General features: G+C 38.4%; 14 protein-coding genes. 5 read left to right on the top strand and 9 right to left on the bottom strand.

Translation table 11 applies throughout. From position 1 onward, the window contains the following. Nucleotides 1-77: 77 nt before the first annotated feature. A complete protein-coding gene (gene ahcY / locus AC07WY_RS06765; protein ID WP_494736029.1) occupies nt 78-1,460 on the bottom strand; it encodes an adenosylhomocysteinase in 1,383 nt (460 codons plus the stop codon). 421 nt (nt 1,461-1,881) lie between these two features. On the opposite strand from ahcY, the gene AC07WY_RS06760 reads away from it, so the two are divergent. Together AC07WY_RS06760 and AC07WY_RS06755 are read left to right on the top strand one after the other, a co-directional pair. Continuing rightward, complete coding sequence (locus AC07WY_RS06760; protein WP_494736028.1) at nt 1,882-2,433, top strand: hypothetical protein; 552 nt, start codon at nt 1,882-1,884, stop codon at nt 2,431-2,433. Nucleotides 2,434-2,452: 19 nt separating this feature from the next. Continuing rightward, nucleotides 2,453-3,391 carry a DUF4424 family protein gene (locus AC07WY_RS06755; protein ID WP_494736027.1) on the top strand — a complete coding sequence of 313 codons (939 nt, stop codon included), beginning with the start codon at nt 2,453-2,455 and terminating at the stop codon, nt 3,389-3,391. Between the two features lie 49 nt (nt 3,392-3,440). On the opposite strand, the gene AC07WY_RS06750 is transcribed toward AC07WY_RS06755, so the two are convergent. The 4 genes from AC07WY_RS06750 to AC07WY_RS06735 form a co-directional block, all read right to left on the bottom strand. Continuing rightward, on the bottom strand, nt 3,441-3,965 hold the full coding sequence (locus AC07WY_RS06750; RefSeq protein ID WP_004717016.1) for a tetratricopeptide repeat protein: 525 nt from the start codon (nt 3,963-3,965) through the stop codon (nt 3,441-3,443). Nucleotides 3,966-4,054: 89 nt separating this feature from the next. Next, the gene (locus AC07WY_RS06745) at nt 4,055-4,393 is read right to left on the bottom strand and encodes a DUF3325 domain-containing protein (protein WP_494736026.1); all 339 of its coding nucleotides are present in this window, start codon (nt 4,391-4,393) and stop codon (nt 4,055-4,057) included. Continuing rightward, nucleotides 4,390-6,108, bottom strand: coding sequence for a PepSY-associated TM helix domain-containing protein (locus tag AC07WY_RS06740; protein ID WP_494736025.1), 1,719 nt, complete (start codon nt 6,106-6,108; stop codon nt 4,390-4,392). The genes AC07WY_RS06745 and AC07WY_RS06740 overlap by 4 nt, the downstream gene beginning before the upstream one ends. A 1-nt stretch (nt 6,109) precedes the next feature. Next, a complete protein-coding gene (locus AC07WY_RS06735; RefSeq protein ID WP_262086561.1) occupies nt 6,110-6,463 on the bottom strand; it encodes a hypothetical protein in 354 nt (117 codons plus the stop codon). 304 nt (nt 6,464-6,767) lie between these two features. Here AC07WY_RS06735 and AC07WY_RS06730 point away from each other — a divergent pair, with 304 nt between their 5' ends. Beyond that, on the top strand, nt 6,768-7,022 hold the full coding sequence (locus AC07WY_RS06730) for a hypothetical protein (protein ID WP_314337417.1): 255 nt from the start codon (nt 6,768-6,770) through the stop codon (nt 7,020-7,022). 64 nt (nt 7,023-7,086) lie between these two features. Here AC07WY_RS06730 and AC07WY_RS06725 read toward each other — a convergent pair whose 3' ends face one another. After that, nucleotides 7,087-7,473 (bottom strand): carboxymuconolactone decarboxylase family protein, encoded by a 387-nt coding sequence (locus AC07WY_RS06725; RefSeq protein WP_004823072.1) that lies wholly within the window; start codon nt 7,471-7,473, stop codon nt 7,087-7,089. Nucleotides 7,474-7,632: 159 nt separating this feature from the next. Next, the gene (locus AC07WY_RS06720; RefSeq protein WP_494736233.1) at nt 7,633-10,089 is read right to left on the bottom strand and encodes an acyl-CoA dehydrogenase; all 2,457 of its coding nucleotides are present in this window, start codon (nt 10,087-10,089) and stop codon (nt 7,633-7,635) included. A 687-nt stretch (nt 10,090-10,776) separates the two neighbouring features. On the opposite strand from AC07WY_RS06720, the gene AC07WY_RS06715 reads away from it, so the two are divergent. Then, nucleotides 10,777-13,008, top strand: a complete 2,232-nt coding sequence (locus AC07WY_RS06715) for an NADP-dependent isocitrate dehydrogenase (RefSeq protein WP_494736024.1) — start codon at nt 10,777-10,779, stop codon at nt 13,006-13,008. A 258-nt stretch (nt 13,009-13,266) separates the two neighbouring features. Here AC07WY_RS06715 and AC07WY_RS06710 read toward each other — a convergent pair whose 3' ends face one another. Next, on the bottom strand, nt 13,267-14,055 hold the full coding sequence (locus AC07WY_RS06710) for a pseudouridine synthase (protein WP_004823066.1): 789 nt from the start codon (nt 14,053-14,055) through the stop codon (nt 13,267-13,269). Nucleotides 14,056-14,503: 448 nt separating this feature from the next. Here AC07WY_RS06710 and AC07WY_RS06705 point away from each other — a divergent pair, with 448 nt between their 5' ends. After that, nucleotides 14,504-15,598, top strand: coding sequence for a DUF6670 family protein (locus AC07WY_RS06705; protein ID WP_494736023.1), 1,095 nt, complete (start codon nt 14,504-14,506; stop codon nt 15,596-15,598). Nucleotides 15,599-15,871: 273 nt separating this feature from the next. On the opposite strand, the gene AC07WY_RS06700 is transcribed toward AC07WY_RS06705, so the two are convergent. Next, the gene (locus AC07WY_RS06700) at nt 15,872-17,164 is read right to left on the bottom strand and encodes an MFS transporter (protein WP_004823065.1); all 1,293 of its coding nucleotides are present in this window, start codon (nt 17,162-17,164) and stop codon (nt 15,872-15,874) included. Between the last annotated feature and the right edge of the window lie 359 nt (nt 17,165-17,523).

The following is a 17,523-nucleotide window of genomic DNA, read 5'->3' as shown; positions in this document are numbered from 1 at the left end:
TCGCCTTTATATTCATTTACAGATTAATGAATATGCTTTCTCCCTAAGGGAGAAAGCTAAGGAGAGGGGATTAAAACTTAGTACTTATAAGCCTCAGATTTAAATGGACCTTCAACTGCAACGCCCAAGTAATCAGCTTGAACTTGAGTCAATTGCGTCAATACACCACCAAAACCAACAACCATTGCAGCAGCAACTTCTTCATCTAATTTCTTAGGAATCAATTCAACACGGATGTGTGCTGCTTTTTGATCTTCTGGAAGATCAGCAAATTTTTCTGCGAATAGGTGCATTTGACCTAATACTTGGTTTGCAAAAGAACCATCCATCACGCGTGAAGGGTGACCTGTTGCATTACCAAGGTTAACCAAACGACCTTCTGAAAGAAGAATCAGGTAATCATTTTCATTTTCTGTACGATACACTTGGTGTACTTGAGGCTTAACTTCAATCCACTTGTAACCACGTAAATAGTTCGTATCGATTTCAGTATCAAAGTGTCCGATATTACACACCACTGAACCTGCTTTTAATGTATCTAACATTGCAGAATCACATACGTGGTAGTTACCTGTTGTTGTAACGATCAAATCAGTATTTTGAAGAAGGTCTAGGTTAATATCTTCTTTTTTACCTGTTTGTACACCATTTTTATATGGAGAAACAACTTCATAACCGTCCATACATGCTTGCATTGCACAAATTGGGTCAATTTCAGTTACACGTACAATCATACCTTCTTGGCGAAGTGATTGAGCAGAACCTTTACCAACATCACCATAACCAATTACTAGCGCACGACGACCAGATAACAACATATCTGTACCGCGTTTGATGGCGTCATTTAATGAATGACGGCAGCCATATTTATTGTCGTTTTTAGATTTTGTGATTGAATCATTCACGTTAATTGCAGGAACTTTTAAAGTACCATCACGGAACATTTCGTTTAGGCGTTGAACACCCGTAGTCGTTTCTTCTGTAATACCATGAATTTTAGCAATAAGTTCAGGATATTTTTCATGAACAACAGCAGTTAAATCACCACCATCATCAAGAATCATGTTGGCATCCCAAGGCGTACCATTAACATTGATTTGTTGTTCAAGACACCACATGTATTCTTCTTCAGTTTCACCTTTCCAAGCGAATACTGGAACACCAGATGCGGCAATTGCTGCTGCTGCATGGTCTTGAGTTGAGAAGATGTTACATGAAGTCCAACGTACTTCTGCGCCTAATTCAACCAGTGTTTCAATTAAAACAGCAGTTTGAATGGTCATATGAATACAACCCAGAATTTTTGCGCCAGCAAGAGGTTTTGCTGCTGAATAACGTTTACGTAAGCCCATCAATGCTGGCATTTCTGCTTCAGCAAGTTTGATTTCTTTACGACCGTAGTCAGCGAGGGAAATATCTGCAACTTTATAATCTGTAAATGAAGCATTAACCGCGTTCATCACGATCTCCTTTATATTAAAAAAATATTGATCATTCAGTTCGCGGATGCCGTTGTTGATCAGCACGAAGGTCTGACCGAATCGTCGAGCCTAGCGATTTCACATTTATGTGCCTGTGAAAAAGTCGCAGCATCCCTCGACTGGCGACTATTGTACCTAGATTTTAATAGAGTTCAAATGTAGTTGGTTAATATTCAACTAAAAGATAGAATTGTTTTTCAATCGCTAAGCTATGCAAAAATATGATCAGTATTTACTGATCTATAAACAGAAATAAAATCAAGATGATGCATTTAAGCGTTTGCCAAGTGCTAGAGCTGTACCAAGATGATTACAGTATTTGTGATTATGCTGCGTGCTTTGCTTTTTTTATCTCTGGTTTTTTTTGTTTAAAAAAGTGAATATCGGGGAGATTAAATTGATGGATATTGTAAAAATAATAGATCAGCATAGCTTTGCATTGCGACAAGCTATTGAGCAGGCTTCTCTTGAACAGCGGAAAAGTTTGGTGAAAGCTGTTTTTGCTTTTTATGAAAAATTACCGAACTTTCAATTTGCTATTGAACAAAATTATCAAATTAAAATTGATAAAAAACAATTGTTTCAGGATATTGATCAAGAGAATTTAATTGATTATCAAAAGCGGATTCGACAATCAAATGCTTCCGTAGATGAATATGCCGATGATTATGAGGAATTAGCGGCCATTGAGGTGATTTCTTTGGATGCCTTTTTCTTGATGGTATCAAATCAAAACAAAAGTCAGCATTTAGTGGCTTTGTTTAATGCGATGATTGAAGTACTGGATTATTATGAGAATTTTTCAGAAAACTCAATCTATTGGAATGAAGTTTTAGAAAAAGAAATTCTTTTACAAGAGCAGATTATCAAACAGATTGCTACACATATTATTTTTGATGAATCCATTTATTGTGTGCATTATCAAACAATAGAGTTTCCTGATTTGGATTAACTGATTTGGATTAAAGAGAATGAAAAAAATCGTATTGATCACATCGATTCTGACAGCGACATCAGCTTTCGCCAATGATTCTACAGGCTATGTGGGAACAGGGGGAATTGGGTACCTTAAAAATAAAAATATTGCCATGCAGCGTGAAGACTTATTCATTAGTAAAAAATTAATTAAGGTCGATTATCAATTTAAGAACCTCAGTAATCAGGATATTACTGAAACTGTTTTGTTCCCTTTACCACGAGTTGATAATGCTTTTGAATCCGATTTTGCCCACACTGAGGATTTATTAAAAAGTTTTAAAATTCAGGTTAATGGAAAAGCGGTTCAACCGACAATGCATGTGCAGACATTTATACAAAGAGATGAAAAGTCTAAAGCGATTGATGTCACTGAGTTATTTAAACAATGTGGTTTTTCACAAACTGAAATGTTAAATCCTTGGAATCGCAAAAGTGATGAATATGGGGTATTTGAAAAGAAACTAAAAGGCTGTTCAAACCCTAAAGTAAAAAGTATTTTGCCTAAAAATCCAGATGAAGTCATCAACTGGTCATCACAAGTGGTTTATAGCTGGAAGCAAACTTTTAAATCCAATTCAATTACACAGGTAAAACATCAATATAAACCTTTAGTGGGTGGTTCGGTTGCACTATATCCAGATGAATATAATCAACAATTTTGTATGGACAGTAATTTTAAGAAAGGCTTGAAAAAAGCACAGTCGGAACATTCGCCTTTTAATGCACTGAGTTATATTTTGACTACTGGGGCAAATTGGGCAAAACCGATTGAAAATTTTAAATTGACTATTGAACGTGATCCGGGAGAGTTGGTATCGTTTTGTTGGAAAGGTAAAGTCAATAAAATTAGCCCGACACAATTCCAAATGGTTGAGAAAAACTTTGTACCTAAACAAGATTTAGATGTAATTTTTGTGCATTTAGGTAATTAAATTAGTGAATCAAATTTAAGCCCATTTTATATGGGCTGAAATTTATAAATTAGACTGAGGTGTCTTCAGCTGACTTGGCTTTTTCAGCCCAAAAATCAGCTTTTTCTTCATCAACATCAACGCCCATCCCATGTTCATAAATACAAACAAGATCACGCATGGCTTGAACTTCACCCAGTTTTGCTGCTTGCTCAACCAGCTCTACTGATTTCACTAGATCTTTTTCAACCACATCGCCACGGCGATAGAAATTGGATAACTCTAAAATCGCAGCAGGATGTTGATGTTTGGCCGCTTGCTCTAACCAGCGGTGGGCATGTTCAAAATAAGCCTTGGCTTCTTTAGGATCCTCTTCAAGGATATCTTTTGCATAATAAGCATAGCCTTCACCTAACCAATACATGGCTTCAACATGGCCTAATTGTGCTGCTTTAAGTGCCCATTCTTCTGCAAGTTGATTGTTATCTTCATCTTCACTTTGCATATATATTTCAGCAAGTTCAAATTGTGCAGCTGGATTACCCATTGCAGCACGATTGAGTAATTCTGAAGGGATTGAAAGTGGTTTAGACATAAAAATACCAATACGAGGCAATAAATTTGATAAAAAAAAAGCCAATCCGCAGATTGGCTTATGATTATAACTGATTTTTGTGAAACAGTTTAAATGAGTAGCATCACACTTGTGATTAAGCTGATACCCACACAAAAGCTGGCAGCCAATTTCATTTTTAAACTGTAATAGCTTAATAACACCCCAACAAATAATGCTGAAAAGGTTAGTACTCCAACCCAAATGCTGAGCATGCTGCTCAGCTGCCCTGACATGACACAAATGATCAGTGAAATCAGCAGTAAAGCCCAACCAGTAATAGAAGAAAGTTGGGTTTGTTTGAGGCTTAGTTCATGTCCATAGATCTGTTTTTGATGCTTCGACATTGCGCTGGCAAGCGCGATAAAAGCCAAGCTAGACAAAGACCAAATTAATAAGAAGAAAATCACGCTGAAATCTCCTTACTTGAAGGTACATTTCTGGCTTTTTTGACAGGAAGCCCTTTATGTTTTTTAACTTTATAAAATGAGTAGAAAAACAAAATCGCAAGCGCCCATGTCATTAAATCAAAAGACGCAATCATCCATTGGTCATTGGCAATGCTGTTCCAAAGTGCTTGACCACCCGTGATAAAATTGACAATAGGCAATAGGGCAAAAGCAACACCAGAGAACAATAGAAGTTCTAGCCAAGCTTGACGATGCGGGCGAATCGCTGCATAAATTAACGTAGCTAACCATACAATAAAGAAAGCTCTAATTTCCCAATTTAAGCGTGTTTCTATTTCAAATGGAATGAAACGATTGGCGTAGAAGTAGGCTGCACATGCAATAGGTAATCCAATCACAGCGGCAATATTCATCACTTCAACAAAACGATAACCAAATGATTTATAACCTTGTTTTTGTTGTTGCGGCGCACGTTTGACGCACCATAAGATCAGCCCCGTTGCAACCATTAAGGTGCCGATTACACCAGAGAAGAACAATAACCAGCGGAAGGTTAAATCAAGACCACGTGCTTCATGCAATACAGTCACCACATTGTATATCCCCATTGGGATAGAGGCATTGTTTGCTTGAGCCGCTTCACTGATGTCTTTGCCTGTCACGCCATCGAATTTTAAAATGGGGTAAACACCACGCTGAACCACACTTTTAGCATATAAAGCGCGAAGTTCAATGGTCGCATTGGATGTATTTGGCGCAATGATTTGAATAGAAGCAATCGGATTTTCTTTCCACTGCGCTTGTGCTGTGGTAATAAGTGGGGTTAAGTCGGTGAGTGGCGCAGGATGACCAACATCTTGTTGATGTTTTTTGCCTCTTTCGCCTCGCGAGCGTTGTTCATTTTGACCTTGAGTTTGATTTGTATTTGCGGATCCAGAACGGTTTTCAGCATTTCTATTGCGAGCATTATTTTGCTGAACTGCACCGCCGCGCATCTCTTGAAAAAACTCTTGTCGATCTTTATAGACTTGGTTGATTCCCCAAGGCATAAACATAAACATCAGTAATAACAAACCACTGAAGGTGATCATGATATGAAAGGGAAGGGCAAAAACAGCTGTGGCATTATGTGCATCTAACCATGAGCGTTGTCCTTTACCTGAACGGAACGTAAAGAAATCTTTAAAAATTTTTTTATGGGTAATAATGCCGCTGATAATTGCCACAAACATCAGCATGGTGGCTAAGCCAACAATCCAACGTGCCCAAATACGATCAAATCCATACAGTTCAAAGTGAAAGCGATATAGAAAGCCACCACCACGAGTGTCTCGTGCTTGAATAACTTGTCCAGTTGCACTGTCTATGGTGATTCTTTCCCCACCACGACGCGCTTGTAGATCTTCACCTTGTTTACGAATATTTAATTCAGTTGTGGTCTGTCTAGAATTGGGTAATTGAATCGTCCAACTACCAGCATCAGGATAGTTCTTTTGTAGATAATCTAAGGCAACTTGGGTTTGCTGTACTTGAGAATCACTTGGAACGGATTGATGTATTTCTGGTTTCATCCAAGCCGTTATTTCAGACTGAAAGAAACTCAATGTTCCTGTCAAAAAAATTGCATAGAGTAACCAACCAAGAATTAAGCTTGCCCATGTATGTAACCATGACATAGATTGGCGTGGACCTTCAACTTTTGCATCTACGCGCATCTTAATTCCCCATCATTTTATAAATGACAAATAAAATGATACTTGGAATCAGTATGCCTAAGCTGGCTTTTGATGTCTTATTGACCATAAAAACCCAAATGAATGCAGCACAGTGAATACAGAAAGCAAGTAGCGTTGCACTCATCGCAGCCGTGGCACGATAATCAGCAAATGTTTTTGCAATCACTATAGCGGACAAAGACGCAAGCAGATAACCACCAAGAATTGCCAGGGCAAAACGATAGAAAATCATGACGCGATATTGTATGAGAGAGGGTGCGAATTTAGCTCGTGTTGATACAGTCGGAGTTGAAACTGATGCGTTTAGTACATCGAGTTCAGTCTGGCTATTCATAGGCAATCAAATACGGAAAGGTTAAAAATTAAGTAAATAATAACAATTATCATTTACTTTTTAAATACAAAAGTTAAATTTGATTAAAATAAAGCACTGGATTTATTTCAATTTTTATGTGCAGGCTTGGCTACAAGTTTATCCAGAATAATTGAAAAATTCTTATAATTTTAGATGGTTATACGATCTTATTGTGACTATATTCTTGAATATGTGCCTTCGAACATAAAGCATACAGCGTATTCCGATATTTATTTATATCTTGTAGTGACATCTTGGAAAACAATAATATGGAAATTAAATAATGTTTATTCATGCTGAAGACGCGAAACGATTGGCAGCCAATTCAAACTTAAATATAGATCTATATAAAGTTCGTTTGGCTCAAATGATTGAAGAGAATGCCAAGCAGGGCAATACTGCTGTTTTTACAGTTTTGCCTAAACATCTAGCTTTAGAGGATATTCGTGGGCTTTCTTCTGAGTTAAGCCAATTGGGGTATCACATCCGCTTTGAAGTGGATGAGTTTTTTTATAGTTTTAATGTGTTTTGGAATTAACTCGGCAATATAGGCCATAGTTTTGAGCATGGCCTATATTGAAGAATTAGCAGGTATTGCTTGTTTATGATTCTTTTTGATATTCATTGATGACTTCGAGCGCGGCACGAAATGCTTCTTGGGTTGTGGGTGCGCCACAGTAAGGTAGGCTGTGTAATAACACTTCCTGAATTTCTTCAACTGTTGCGCCATTATTCAATGCACCACGAATATGACCTTTTAGTTCGGTTGGGCTTTTTTGTGCAACTAAAAATGCAATGGTAATCAAAGAGCGGTATTTACGTGGTAAAACACCCTCACGTTGCCAAGTTGAACCCCATGCATGCTCATTGATCCAGTCTTGCAAAGGTCTTGTAAAAGCAACAGTGTTGTCTTGAGCGCGTTTTACAAAACTTTCCCCCATTACTTCTGTACGGACTTTTAAGCCATTTTCATAATCTTGTTGAGACATCGTCTTTTTTCCTCAGCTGTTATATTTTTAACACTATACCGAAATAGGCAAATAACCCATTGGCAATATGTCTATGTTAAAAAACAGCGATGGTGAATCGCTGTTTATGGTTAAGGTTTTATATTGCCTTATCTGTTAAATGGCATTTACCAAATCGAGTTAAGTTGAGTGAAGATGAGGATTTTCTAATACCAACACCTGCTCTAATTTTTCATCAAAAATATCTGTGAGCATACTGTCATAACGAAGTGCATTATATTGGGTTAATTTTGTGGCTAAATCATCGCTGATTAAGCCACGAGTGACTGCATCCTGTATGCGCTCTTCAAATGTTAGCCCTTGATATTCACCTTTAGATTCCGCTTTTTTAAAGCTATTCCAATCGTCTTCAACAGTTGTGAGTAGATTAAAGGTGGCTTCCATTCGTCCAAAAGCATCATTCGGATCAACAGTATAATAAACCTGCGTTTTTAAATAATCTCGGAACGGGTTATCTTGCATGAGCAGTTCCGCTGCTTCACTCTTTTGACGATCACTTGGTTTTTTGATCGGTCGACCAAATGGGAAACAAACAAATTTAACCAGACTTGATGCAATTTGAATCGGAAAATTATCAAATAAGCCATAAAATGCTTCTTGGGCATCATAAAGCGTTTCGTCTAATGCAAGTTTGGCATGTACCTGTTCTTGCGAGGATCTCTGACCATTTTCATAAAATTTGAGAATGGCTGTTGCAATAAACATTTTGGAGTGAATGTCAGCTAATCGCCCTGAGAGCATTTCTTTACGTTTAATATCACCGGCTAACAGTCCAAGACACATATCTGCGGTTAGGGCAAAGTCAGTACTGAATCGATTGATGATTTTATAATAAGGTTGAGTAAGAGCATCTGATGAGTCAGGTCTTTGACTACTTGCCCCAAACCATCCATAAGTGAATGCACGCGCGCCACGGTTTAGGGTGTAGCCTAAATGTTGATATAACATGGTGTTAAATGTATTTAAGGCAGAGGCTTTATCTTCGGCCTGTAACAGTTGTAATTCCTCAAATAAATAAGGATGGCAACGCATTGAACCTTGACCAAAGATCATTAACGAACGGCTTAAGATATTTGCCCCTTCAACTGTTATCGAGATCGGAATGGCTTGATACATATTGGCAAGAAAGTTACGCGGACCTTGTTGAATACCACGACCACCTGTGATGTCCATACCATGATTGACGATTTTTCGCATCGTTTCAGTGGCATAGTATTTTGCCATCGCGGTCATAACAGCGGGTTTGCCACCTTGATTTAAACCACAAGTGACTAAATAGCGGAAAGCTTCCAACATATAGGTATGGCTGACAATGTCACTGCTGACTTCTTGCACCCCTTCAAATTTACCTACTGATAATTTAAATTGTTGACGAATTTTAGCGAATGCACCTACAGATAAATACGTCATTTCACCTGCGGCTGTAGACAGTGCTGGAAGGGAAATACCACGTCCAACAGCCAGACATTCCATCAGCATACGCCAACCATTCCCGGCATTTTTTGCGCCACCAATAATCCAGTCAATTGGAATAAAGACATCTTTACCTTCGACTGTACCATTCATAAATGGAGAACCACCTGGATGGTGTCTTGGTCCAACCTCTACGCCTGCATGAGAAGCGGGTATAAGTGCACAGGTAATACCATACTCAGTTTTAGTTTTATCTCCCAATAAGCCATCTGGGTCATACAGTTTGAAAGCGAGACCGACTACTGTTGCAACGGGTGCTAGGGTAATCCAGCGTTTTGAGAAATTCATCTTTAAGCCAAGTACTTGTTGACCTTCGAACTCTCCATAACAAACCACGCCAGTGTCAGGAATCGCTCCAGCATCAGAACCCGCTTCAGGACTGGTGAGTCCAAAGCAGGGAATTTCTTCGCCCTTGGCTAAGCCGGGTAAATAACGATTTTTTTGTTCGTCTGTACCATAATTCAGTAAGAGCTCACCCGGTCCTAATGAGTTAGGCACCATACAGGTCACAGCCGTTGTTAAAGAGCGTGAGGCAATTTTGCTCATAATGCGACTTTGTGCAAAAGAGCTAAATTCACGACCACCATAAGTTTTAGGGATGATGAGTCCAAAAAAGCCATTGTCTTTAATAAATTGCCATGTCTCTGCGTTAAGGTCTTTATTTTGATGAATTTCCCATTCATCTAGCAACTGACAGAGTTGTTCAACCTCATGATCTAAAAAAGATTGCTCTTCATTACTAAGCGTCGGGTAGGGATAATTGTTAAATTTTTCCCAATCTGGCGCCCCCATAAATAATTCTTTTTCCCACCAACTGGTACCCGCATCCAATGCTTCACGTTCAGTGGTACTCATGCTTGGCATTGCATTGGCTAATGTTTTATAGGCCAGTTTAGTCAAAACTTGCATTCGCAGTGGTTCAATCAGTAATACTAAACTGATGAGAATAAGCGGAAGACCAAGGATGAGAGACCATGGGCTGATCACTGCACTCAGAATTGCAATGACAATCGTAGTAATACTTCCGACTGTTCGATGAAGTGCAAAAAAGAAAACGGCCCAGAGTGAGATGATTTGAATAAGTATTGCGATGAGTAATAGCATTAACATATTACCTCTACAGTTTTAATATTAATTTTGGGATCGGAAATACATCATTGAAGCTTATTCTTTCATCAAAGATGTGATGAAAAATTAAACATGTAATTTATTAATAACGATTTTTTCACTTACTATTCAAGGTAAAAGTATTGTTGTTTTGTGAGTATAAGTTAACCAAAGCATATTTATTGTCATATCATGACCAGAGTCTTGGGGGAGTAAATAAATTTTCCATTCATTTGCGCATTCACTTTTTAGACAGACTTGAATGATTTAAAAATTTAAACAGTATTTAGCTGATTTTTGTTTGAGCTGTTTGACTTGTTTTATGTCGCTGAAGCGCGTCGATGTGTTTTTAATGGCTTTCAATTTGCTGCTCAGTCTGTAAGAATCAGCAAGATAAAATTTTTAATGATTAAAATAATAAAGCACAAGACAGCATGGATTATTATTGCTCTCGGTCGGAATGACTATTTTTACAAGAAAATGCTTAATTTTTGTACAAATATTGATATTAATGCAATATTTGTGATGTACCATTTTTTTACGAAATGTCGTTATCACAGATCTTACGTTGACTGTAATATCAGGAAGGCTGATACTCTTGGGGTTAAATTTAAGCAAGTCGGTTCGTAAGGGCTGGGTCACAAGCTCGGTTCTCAAAACACAATTTAAAGCAAGGGGCTATATATGGCTGGTGGAAAGTCAACAATCATTTACACACTGACTGACGAGGCGCCATTGTTGGCGACTTATTCGCTACTGCCGATCATTGAGACCTTTACTAAGCCAGCTGGCGTAGAGATTGTCAAAACTGATATTTCTGTAGCTGCTCGTGTTCTTGCAGAATTCGCGGAATACTTAAGCGATGAACAGAAAGTATCTGACAACCTTGCGCATTTAGGGCGTCTTACTCAAGATCCAGACACTAACATTATCAAACTCCCAAATATCAGTGCATCTGTTGCTCAGTTGAGCGCATGTATTAAGGAACTTCAGTCAAAGGGTTATGCAATCCCAGACTATCCTGAAAATCCAACAACTGAAGAAGAAAAAGCAATTAAGGTACGTTATAGTAAGTGCCTTGGTTCAGCGGTGAATCCAGTGTTACGTGAAGGTAACTCTGACCGTCGTGCACCTGCAGCAGTGAAAAACTATGCGAAGAAACATCCACATTCAATGAGCGAATGGAAGCAGTGGTCACAAACACATGTTTCGCATATGGATGAGGGCGATTTCTACCACGGTGAAAAGTCAATGACACTTGACCGTGCGCGTAACGTAAAAATGGAACTTATCACCAAAAATGGTGAGAGCATTGTGCTTAAGCCAAAAGTTGCATTACTTGATGGCGAAATCATCGATTCAATGTTTATGAGCAAGAAAGCGCTTTGCGATTTCTATGAGAAAGAACTTGATGATTGCCGTGAAGCAGGCATTTTATTTTCGTTGCATGTAAAAGCAACCATGATGAAAGTTTCACACCCGATTGTATTCGGTCACTGTGTAAAAATTTACTATAAAGAAGCATTTGAAAAGCACGCTAAGTTATTTGATGAGTTAGGTATTAACGTCAATAACGGTATGGCTGGTCTTTACGAGAAGATTGCAACTTTACCAACATCATTACGCGAAGAGATCATTGAAGATCTTCACGCTTGCCAAGAACACCGTCCTGCACTTGCAATGGTGGATTCAGCGAAAGGTATTACTAACTTCCATTCACCAAATGATGTGATTGTAGATGCATCTATGCCTGCGATGATTCGTGGTGGCGGTAAAATGTGGGGTGCTGATGGTAAGCAGTATGATTGTAAAGCTGTTATGCCAGAGTCAACATTCGCACGTATCTACCAAGAAATGATTAATTTCTGTAAGTGGAATGGTAACTTTGACCCACGTACTATGGGTACTGTGCCAAACGTTGGTTTGATGGCGCAAAAAGCTGAAGAATACGGCTCACATGACAAAACTTTTGAGATCACTGAGGCGGGTGTTGCAAACATCACAGATCTTGAAACTGGTGAAGTGTTGATGTCACAAAATGTTGAGGAAGGCGATATCTGGCGTATGTGTCAGGTGAAAGACGCACCGATTCGTGACTGGGTAAAACTTGCGGTAACGCGTGCGCGTAACTCAGGTATGCCTGCAATCTTCTGGCTTGACCCATACCGTCCGCATGAAAATGAATTGATTAAGAAAGTACAAAAATACTTGAAAGATCATGATACAGCGGGTCTTGATATCCAAATCATGTCACAAGTACGTGCAATGCGTTATACGCTTGAACGTGTTGCTCGTGGTTTAGATACAATTTCAGTAACTGGTAACATTTTACGTGATTACTTAACTGACTTGTTCCCAATCATGGAATTGGGTACTTCTGCGAAAATGTTGTCTATCGTTCCGTTAATGGCGGGTGGTGGTATGTACGAAACAGGTGCGGGTGGTTCAGCACCTAAACACGTACAACAGCTTGTAGAAGAAAACCACTTGCGTTGGGACTCTCTTGGTGAATTCTTGGCCTTGGCTGTTTCTTTAGAAGAGCTAGGTATTAAAGAAGACAATGCGCGTGCTAAGTTATTGGCGAAAACATTGGATCAAGCAACTGGTCAATTGTTGGATAACGATAAGTCTCCATCACGCCGTACAGGTGAGCTTGACAACCGTGGTAGCCATTTCTACCTTGCGAAGTTCTGGGCTGAAGCACTTGCTGCACAAAATGACGATGCTGAATTAAAAGCCAAGTTTGCACCACTTGCAAAAGCATTGGCTGAGAACGAAGACAAAATCCTTGCTGAGCTTGCAGCTGTTCAAGGTAAGCCAGCGGATATCGGTGGTTACTATGCAGTTGATACCACTAAGGTTGAAGCTGTAATGCGTCCAAGTGCTACGCTTAACGCTACACTTGCAACTGTTTAAGTTTTAAATGCTATAAACCGACGATCTTGTTGGTGAGAAAAGCCGATGCATACGCATCGGCTTTTTTTATTGATGGCATAAATCTTTGTTTAAGTTATGTATTTGCAAGGTTTTGTATGAATCAATTTAAATGATGAGGGGGTGATTGGTCTTAATTGGTCTTGAGTTTTTTAGTTATAAAATAAAAATGCCCAATGAAATTCATTGGGCATTTTTACAATAAGCGGCAATTGCTTTATAGCTGAGAAGGATTAAATCCTAGCGACCATTACGTCCACGGCCACGTGGTGCTTTGGTATTTGGGCGGGTGGTACCATTGGTCTTACGACGTGGTTTTTCACCATCTTCCATTTGCCAGATACGTTTAGTTCCAGATTTCTTTGTTGAACCATCTTTATTCTTACGAACAATTGGTTTTCCACCTGTACCGCCAGGTTTCTTCACATAAGAGCGTGAGCGGTAAGGTTCATCTGCTGGAATATTTTGGAAGTCTGGATAAAGTAATGGTTCAATTTCTTTGGTTTCACCAGGTTGTAAACCCATTTGCACCAAATCAATTGCGCCAATCTTGGTACGGATCAAACGTAAAGTCGGGAAACCAACAGCCGAAGTCATACGACGGACTTGACGGTTACGGCCTTCACAAATAGAAATTTCAATCCAAGATGTTGGAATATTGGCACGGAAACGTACTGGTGGATCACGATCCCATAACCATTCAGGTTGTTCAACTTTATTCGCTTGAGCAGGTAAAGTCATACCATCTTTTAGCTCAACACCTTTACGCAACTGTTCTAGGGCTTCTTCAGTCACATCACCATCAACTTGCACCAAATAAGTTTTAAATTTCTTATTGGCGGGGTTGGTAATGTATTGATTTAAACCACCATGATCAGTTAAAAAAACTAAACCTTCAGAGTCCATATCGAGACGACCCGCCAAACGCAAAGTCGAGTCATCTACGAAGTCAGACATCGTCATATGTGCTTCGTCTTTACGAAACTGGGAGAGGACGTCATAAGGTTTATTAAGAATGACAATTTTCACTTTAGACCACTAATAAATATCAATAAAATTTTTGAGTTTGATAAAGTTACCCGTTTGAAGAGAGTTGGGTAAAGATAAAGACTACGATATGTGCGCTACTATATCAGATTACGCTTTGTATTCTTCAACTTTATTTATTTACCTAGGCTGAGTTGTAAATACATTTTTCTTAGGCTGGGGATCTTAAGGTGCGAGGTCTTTTAGAATGGGGTGATGATTTTATCTTGTTAGAGCGTATCTTAAGTAAATGAACGAGTAGCATGCATTTTTGGGCTTAAATTCTGAGCCAATTTTCAACGACCTCTCTAAAATTTTATAGTTTGAGCGACTATATTTTTACTTAATCTTGATGTCCTCATTAGACAATAATAGTTGTCTAATTGATATATACAATTTAATGGCAAATTATAAGATGGATGCTGAATATAAGAAGTCGTATAGGTAAACCATGCAAGTGAATAGCAAGCTGCCGCCATTGGGAATGAGTGAAAAAATACACAAGAAGATTGCAAAGGTATCAGGAGCTTTATTGGGTGCAGTTAATCCTGAAAGACAAGCTAAGTTACCAAGAGAGTATGAGCTAAGTCCGCATGTAGACTATAAACGATATGGAAGTACGCATTATGGCGTAATGATTCCTGATTTGCCTGAACCATTTAATTATTTATCTTGGGCTTCAGTTATTGGATATGTTGGATTTCCGATCACAGATATGCAATATCAAATATCACCTAGAGGTAAAGGTGATACAGCCTCTTTAGTGCATGGAACGGCTTTGTCTACAACACAAGAGGCCTATACAACGTATTCTGTACAAGACGATATAAAATTTACTCAGAATCCTTTTTCTGTGAATTTTAACGACCAATCTATATTGTATGAAGACGATGCTAAAGGGTATTTTTTAGTCAGCAATAGAGAAGATTTGCAAGTTAATATCGGACTTCAGCCAACAAAAGCAATTTCTTGGTTTGCTTATGGTCCATTTTATAAACATTTCAGTGTTTTAATGAGATATGAGGGGACTCTGACTCAAAAATACAAGAGTATAAAAGTACAAGGACTTTGTACACTTGAGTCGTGGAAAGCTGTAGCGATTTCGATGCTTAAAAATAAATGGTTAGCCGAGAATGTTCAGTTGCCAGTAAAAATATTTAGCTATCAAGTCATTAATATCGATACAGAACAGCAATTATTGTTGGCGATGATTTGTTATGAGTCGCAGCCTATATTGACCTCGGTATATTACCGAAATGTTGGTGGTCGTTCTATTCAATACAATGGAGATATTGTATTTGAGGTCACAAAGTTTAAGGACAATAAAGAAATAACGCCTGATGGATATGCAATGCAAGTGCCTGATCAGTTTAAATGGATTGCATATCATGATCATAAAAAAATATTCGAAATCAATGCAACTGTGGATACACCATATTGTTTTGGATTAGCCGCAGGTTATGTGACTTCGTATGCGTGGGAAGGTGAATTTAATGATTTAAAAATAACAGGTCGTGGGTATATGGAATATATTGATAGACGTTAATCATGATCTTTTCAAGTTGTTTTTACAGCCAAAAAATGAAAGATCAAAAATGCTAGATCTATTGAAGAAAAGAGATTGGGGGTAGGTAGATTTTTTTGCTAAAACATGGGTAGGGCTAATATTTAAACGTAACTTGCAAACAACATCCAATGAACCTAAATCTTATGATAGAAAAAAAGCTGTACCACCTTTGGGTAGTACAGCTTTTTTGAATAGCGTAGATCTCAAGTTTTAATCAGTGATCACAAGCTATTAGTTGGTTGATCATGTTGTTTAGTGGTCATGTTTTAGATATTCAGGTTCTTTAGGTAATTTAAAACTACATAAGAAACAGATCACTAACATGACAATCACATAAAGGAAGAAGGTGCTTTCAATACCCGCTGCTTTGAACTGTAGTGCGACAGACGGCGCAGAACCACCAAAGATTGCATTACCCACAGCGTAAGAGAAACCAACACCCAATGCACGAACATGTGGTGGAAACATTTCTGCCTTAACCAATCCACTGATAGAGGTATAGAAGCTGAGCAACATCATGAGGAAAATAAGTAACAGAGCAACCATCAATGGCGAATAACTGAAATGTGGCATCCAGATCACCATGACTGGATAGATGAAAATCGCCATAGTACCACTGAACGCAAGCATTGCAGCACGACGGCCAATGCGGTCAGAAATAGCACCAAACACAGGTTGTGCAAGCATAAAAATAAAGAGTGAAGCTGTCATAATGAATCCGACAGTTTTACTATCTACACCCATATTGGTGAGGTAGGTCTTTGAATATACTGTAATCACATAGAAGGTGAGAGAACCCGCAGAGGTATAACCTACAACCAATAAGAAGGTTTTCCAGTGATTTTTAAACAGTTCACTTAAGCTTCCAGATTCTTCTTTATCACTGTCTTCGCTAGATAATGTTTCTTCCAAACGGCTACGTGCAAGTAGGGAGATAATTGCAGCAATACCACCAATGACAAAAGGAATACGCCAGCCGCCATCAAGCAATTGCTGCTCTGATAGGAAGGCCAACATAATAACACCGAGCAAGCTTGCTAATAACTGACCACCTGACAAAGTGACATACTGGAAAGAAGCAAAAAAGCCTCGTTGACCTTTTAAGCCAAGCTCACTCATATAGGTTGCTACAGCACCATATTCACCACCTACAGATAAACCCTGTAGCAGGCGAACAAGTAAAAGTAGGAAAGGTGCTGCCATTCCAACTTGTTCATAGGTTGGGAGTGCGGCAAATAAGAAAGAGCTTACTGCCATAAGGCAGATGGAAATGACCATTGATTTTTTACGGCCATGTTTATCGGCAATTCGTCCGAAAACCCAGCTACCAATTGGTCGCATAAAGAAGCTGGCTGCAAAGACACCCCATACATAAATTGCTTGAGTACCGGAGTCCATATCAGGTGCAGTTAATGCTTTAGTGAAATATGCCGCAAACACAGCATAAATATAAAAATCAAACCATTCTACTAAGTTTCCTGAAGCTGCGCCGACGATACCGCGTATACGACCTCGCTTCTCTTCTTTAGTGTAAGTTTTATCCATTATTTACATCCATGAGATAGGTTGAATCGCAATAAATTCAAAATTCATTACGATTTGAAAAACAGGAATAATGTTAAAGATTTTAAGACTAAATAATAATTGCAAAGATGGTTAATTTGATTGGAGGTCTTAGGATAGGCAGAAAGAATTAAAAAATGAATTTTGATTTATTTTTTCATTAAAATTCATGTGAAAACATATAGTAAAAGTGAATTACTTTTGTAATTAATCTTAACTTGATGGTGATTTTGTGTAAATTATTTTTTTAAAATATAAATCAATGGCAAAAAATACCAATAATAAAAATAAAATTACCGATTTTTGTTTGTGATCTATTGTGGTGCATAATTTAATGTAAT

This window comes from Acinetobacter sp. GW821-FHT01C12, assembly GCF_059422625.1.
Note: the sequence above shows the minus strand (reverse complement) of the source record. Positions and strands in the feature narration are given on the sequence as shown.

Excerpts from the sequence above, each read along its gene's own strand:
- ahcY (WP_494736029.1), bottom strand. The coding sequence starts at position 1,460 with ATGAACGCGGTTAATGCTTCATTTACAGATTATAAAGTTGCAGATATT.
- AC07WY_RS06760 (WP_494736028.1), top strand. The coding sequence starts at position 1,882 with ATGGATATTGTAAAAATAATAGATCAGCATAGCTTTGCATTGCGACAA.
- AC07WY_RS06755 (WP_494736027.1), top strand. The coding sequence starts at position 2,453 with ATGAAAAAAATCGTATTGATCACATCGATTCTGACAGCGACATCAGCT.
- AC07WY_RS06750 (WP_004717016.1), bottom strand. The coding sequence starts at position 3,965 with ATGTCTAAACCACTTTCAATCCCTTCAGAATTACTCAATCGTGCTGCA.
- AC07WY_RS06740 (WP_494736025.1), bottom strand. The coding sequence starts at position 6,108 with ATGCGCGTAGATGCAAAAGTTGAAGGTCCACGCCAATCTATGTCATGG.
- AC07WY_RS06735 (WP_262086561.1), bottom strand. The coding sequence starts at position 6,463 with ATGAATAGCCAGACTGAACTCGATGTACTAAACGCATCAGTTTCAACT.
- AC07WY_RS06730 (WP_314337417.1), top strand. The coding sequence starts at position 6,768 with ATGTTTATTCATGCTGAAGACGCGAAACGATTGGCAGCCAATTCAAAC.
- AC07WY_RS06725 (WP_004823072.1), bottom strand. The coding sequence starts at position 7,473 with ATGTCTCAACAAGATTATGAAAATGGCTTAAAAGTCCGTACAGAAGTA.
- AC07WY_RS06720 (WP_494736233.1), bottom strand. The coding sequence starts at position 10,089 with ATGCTATTACTCATCGCAATACTTATTCAAATCATCTCACTCTGGGCC.
- AC07WY_RS06715 (WP_494736024.1), top strand. The coding sequence starts at position 10,777 with ATGGCTGGTGGAAAGTCAACAATCATTTACACACTGACTGACGAGGCG.
- AC07WY_RS06705 (WP_494736023.1), top strand. The coding sequence starts at position 14,504 with ATGCAAGTGAATAGCAAGCTGCCGCCATTGGGAATGAGTGAAAAAATA.
- AC07WY_RS06700 (WP_004823065.1), bottom strand. The coding sequence starts at position 17,164 with ATGGATAAAACTTACACTAAAGAAGAGAAGCGAGGTCGTATACGCGGT.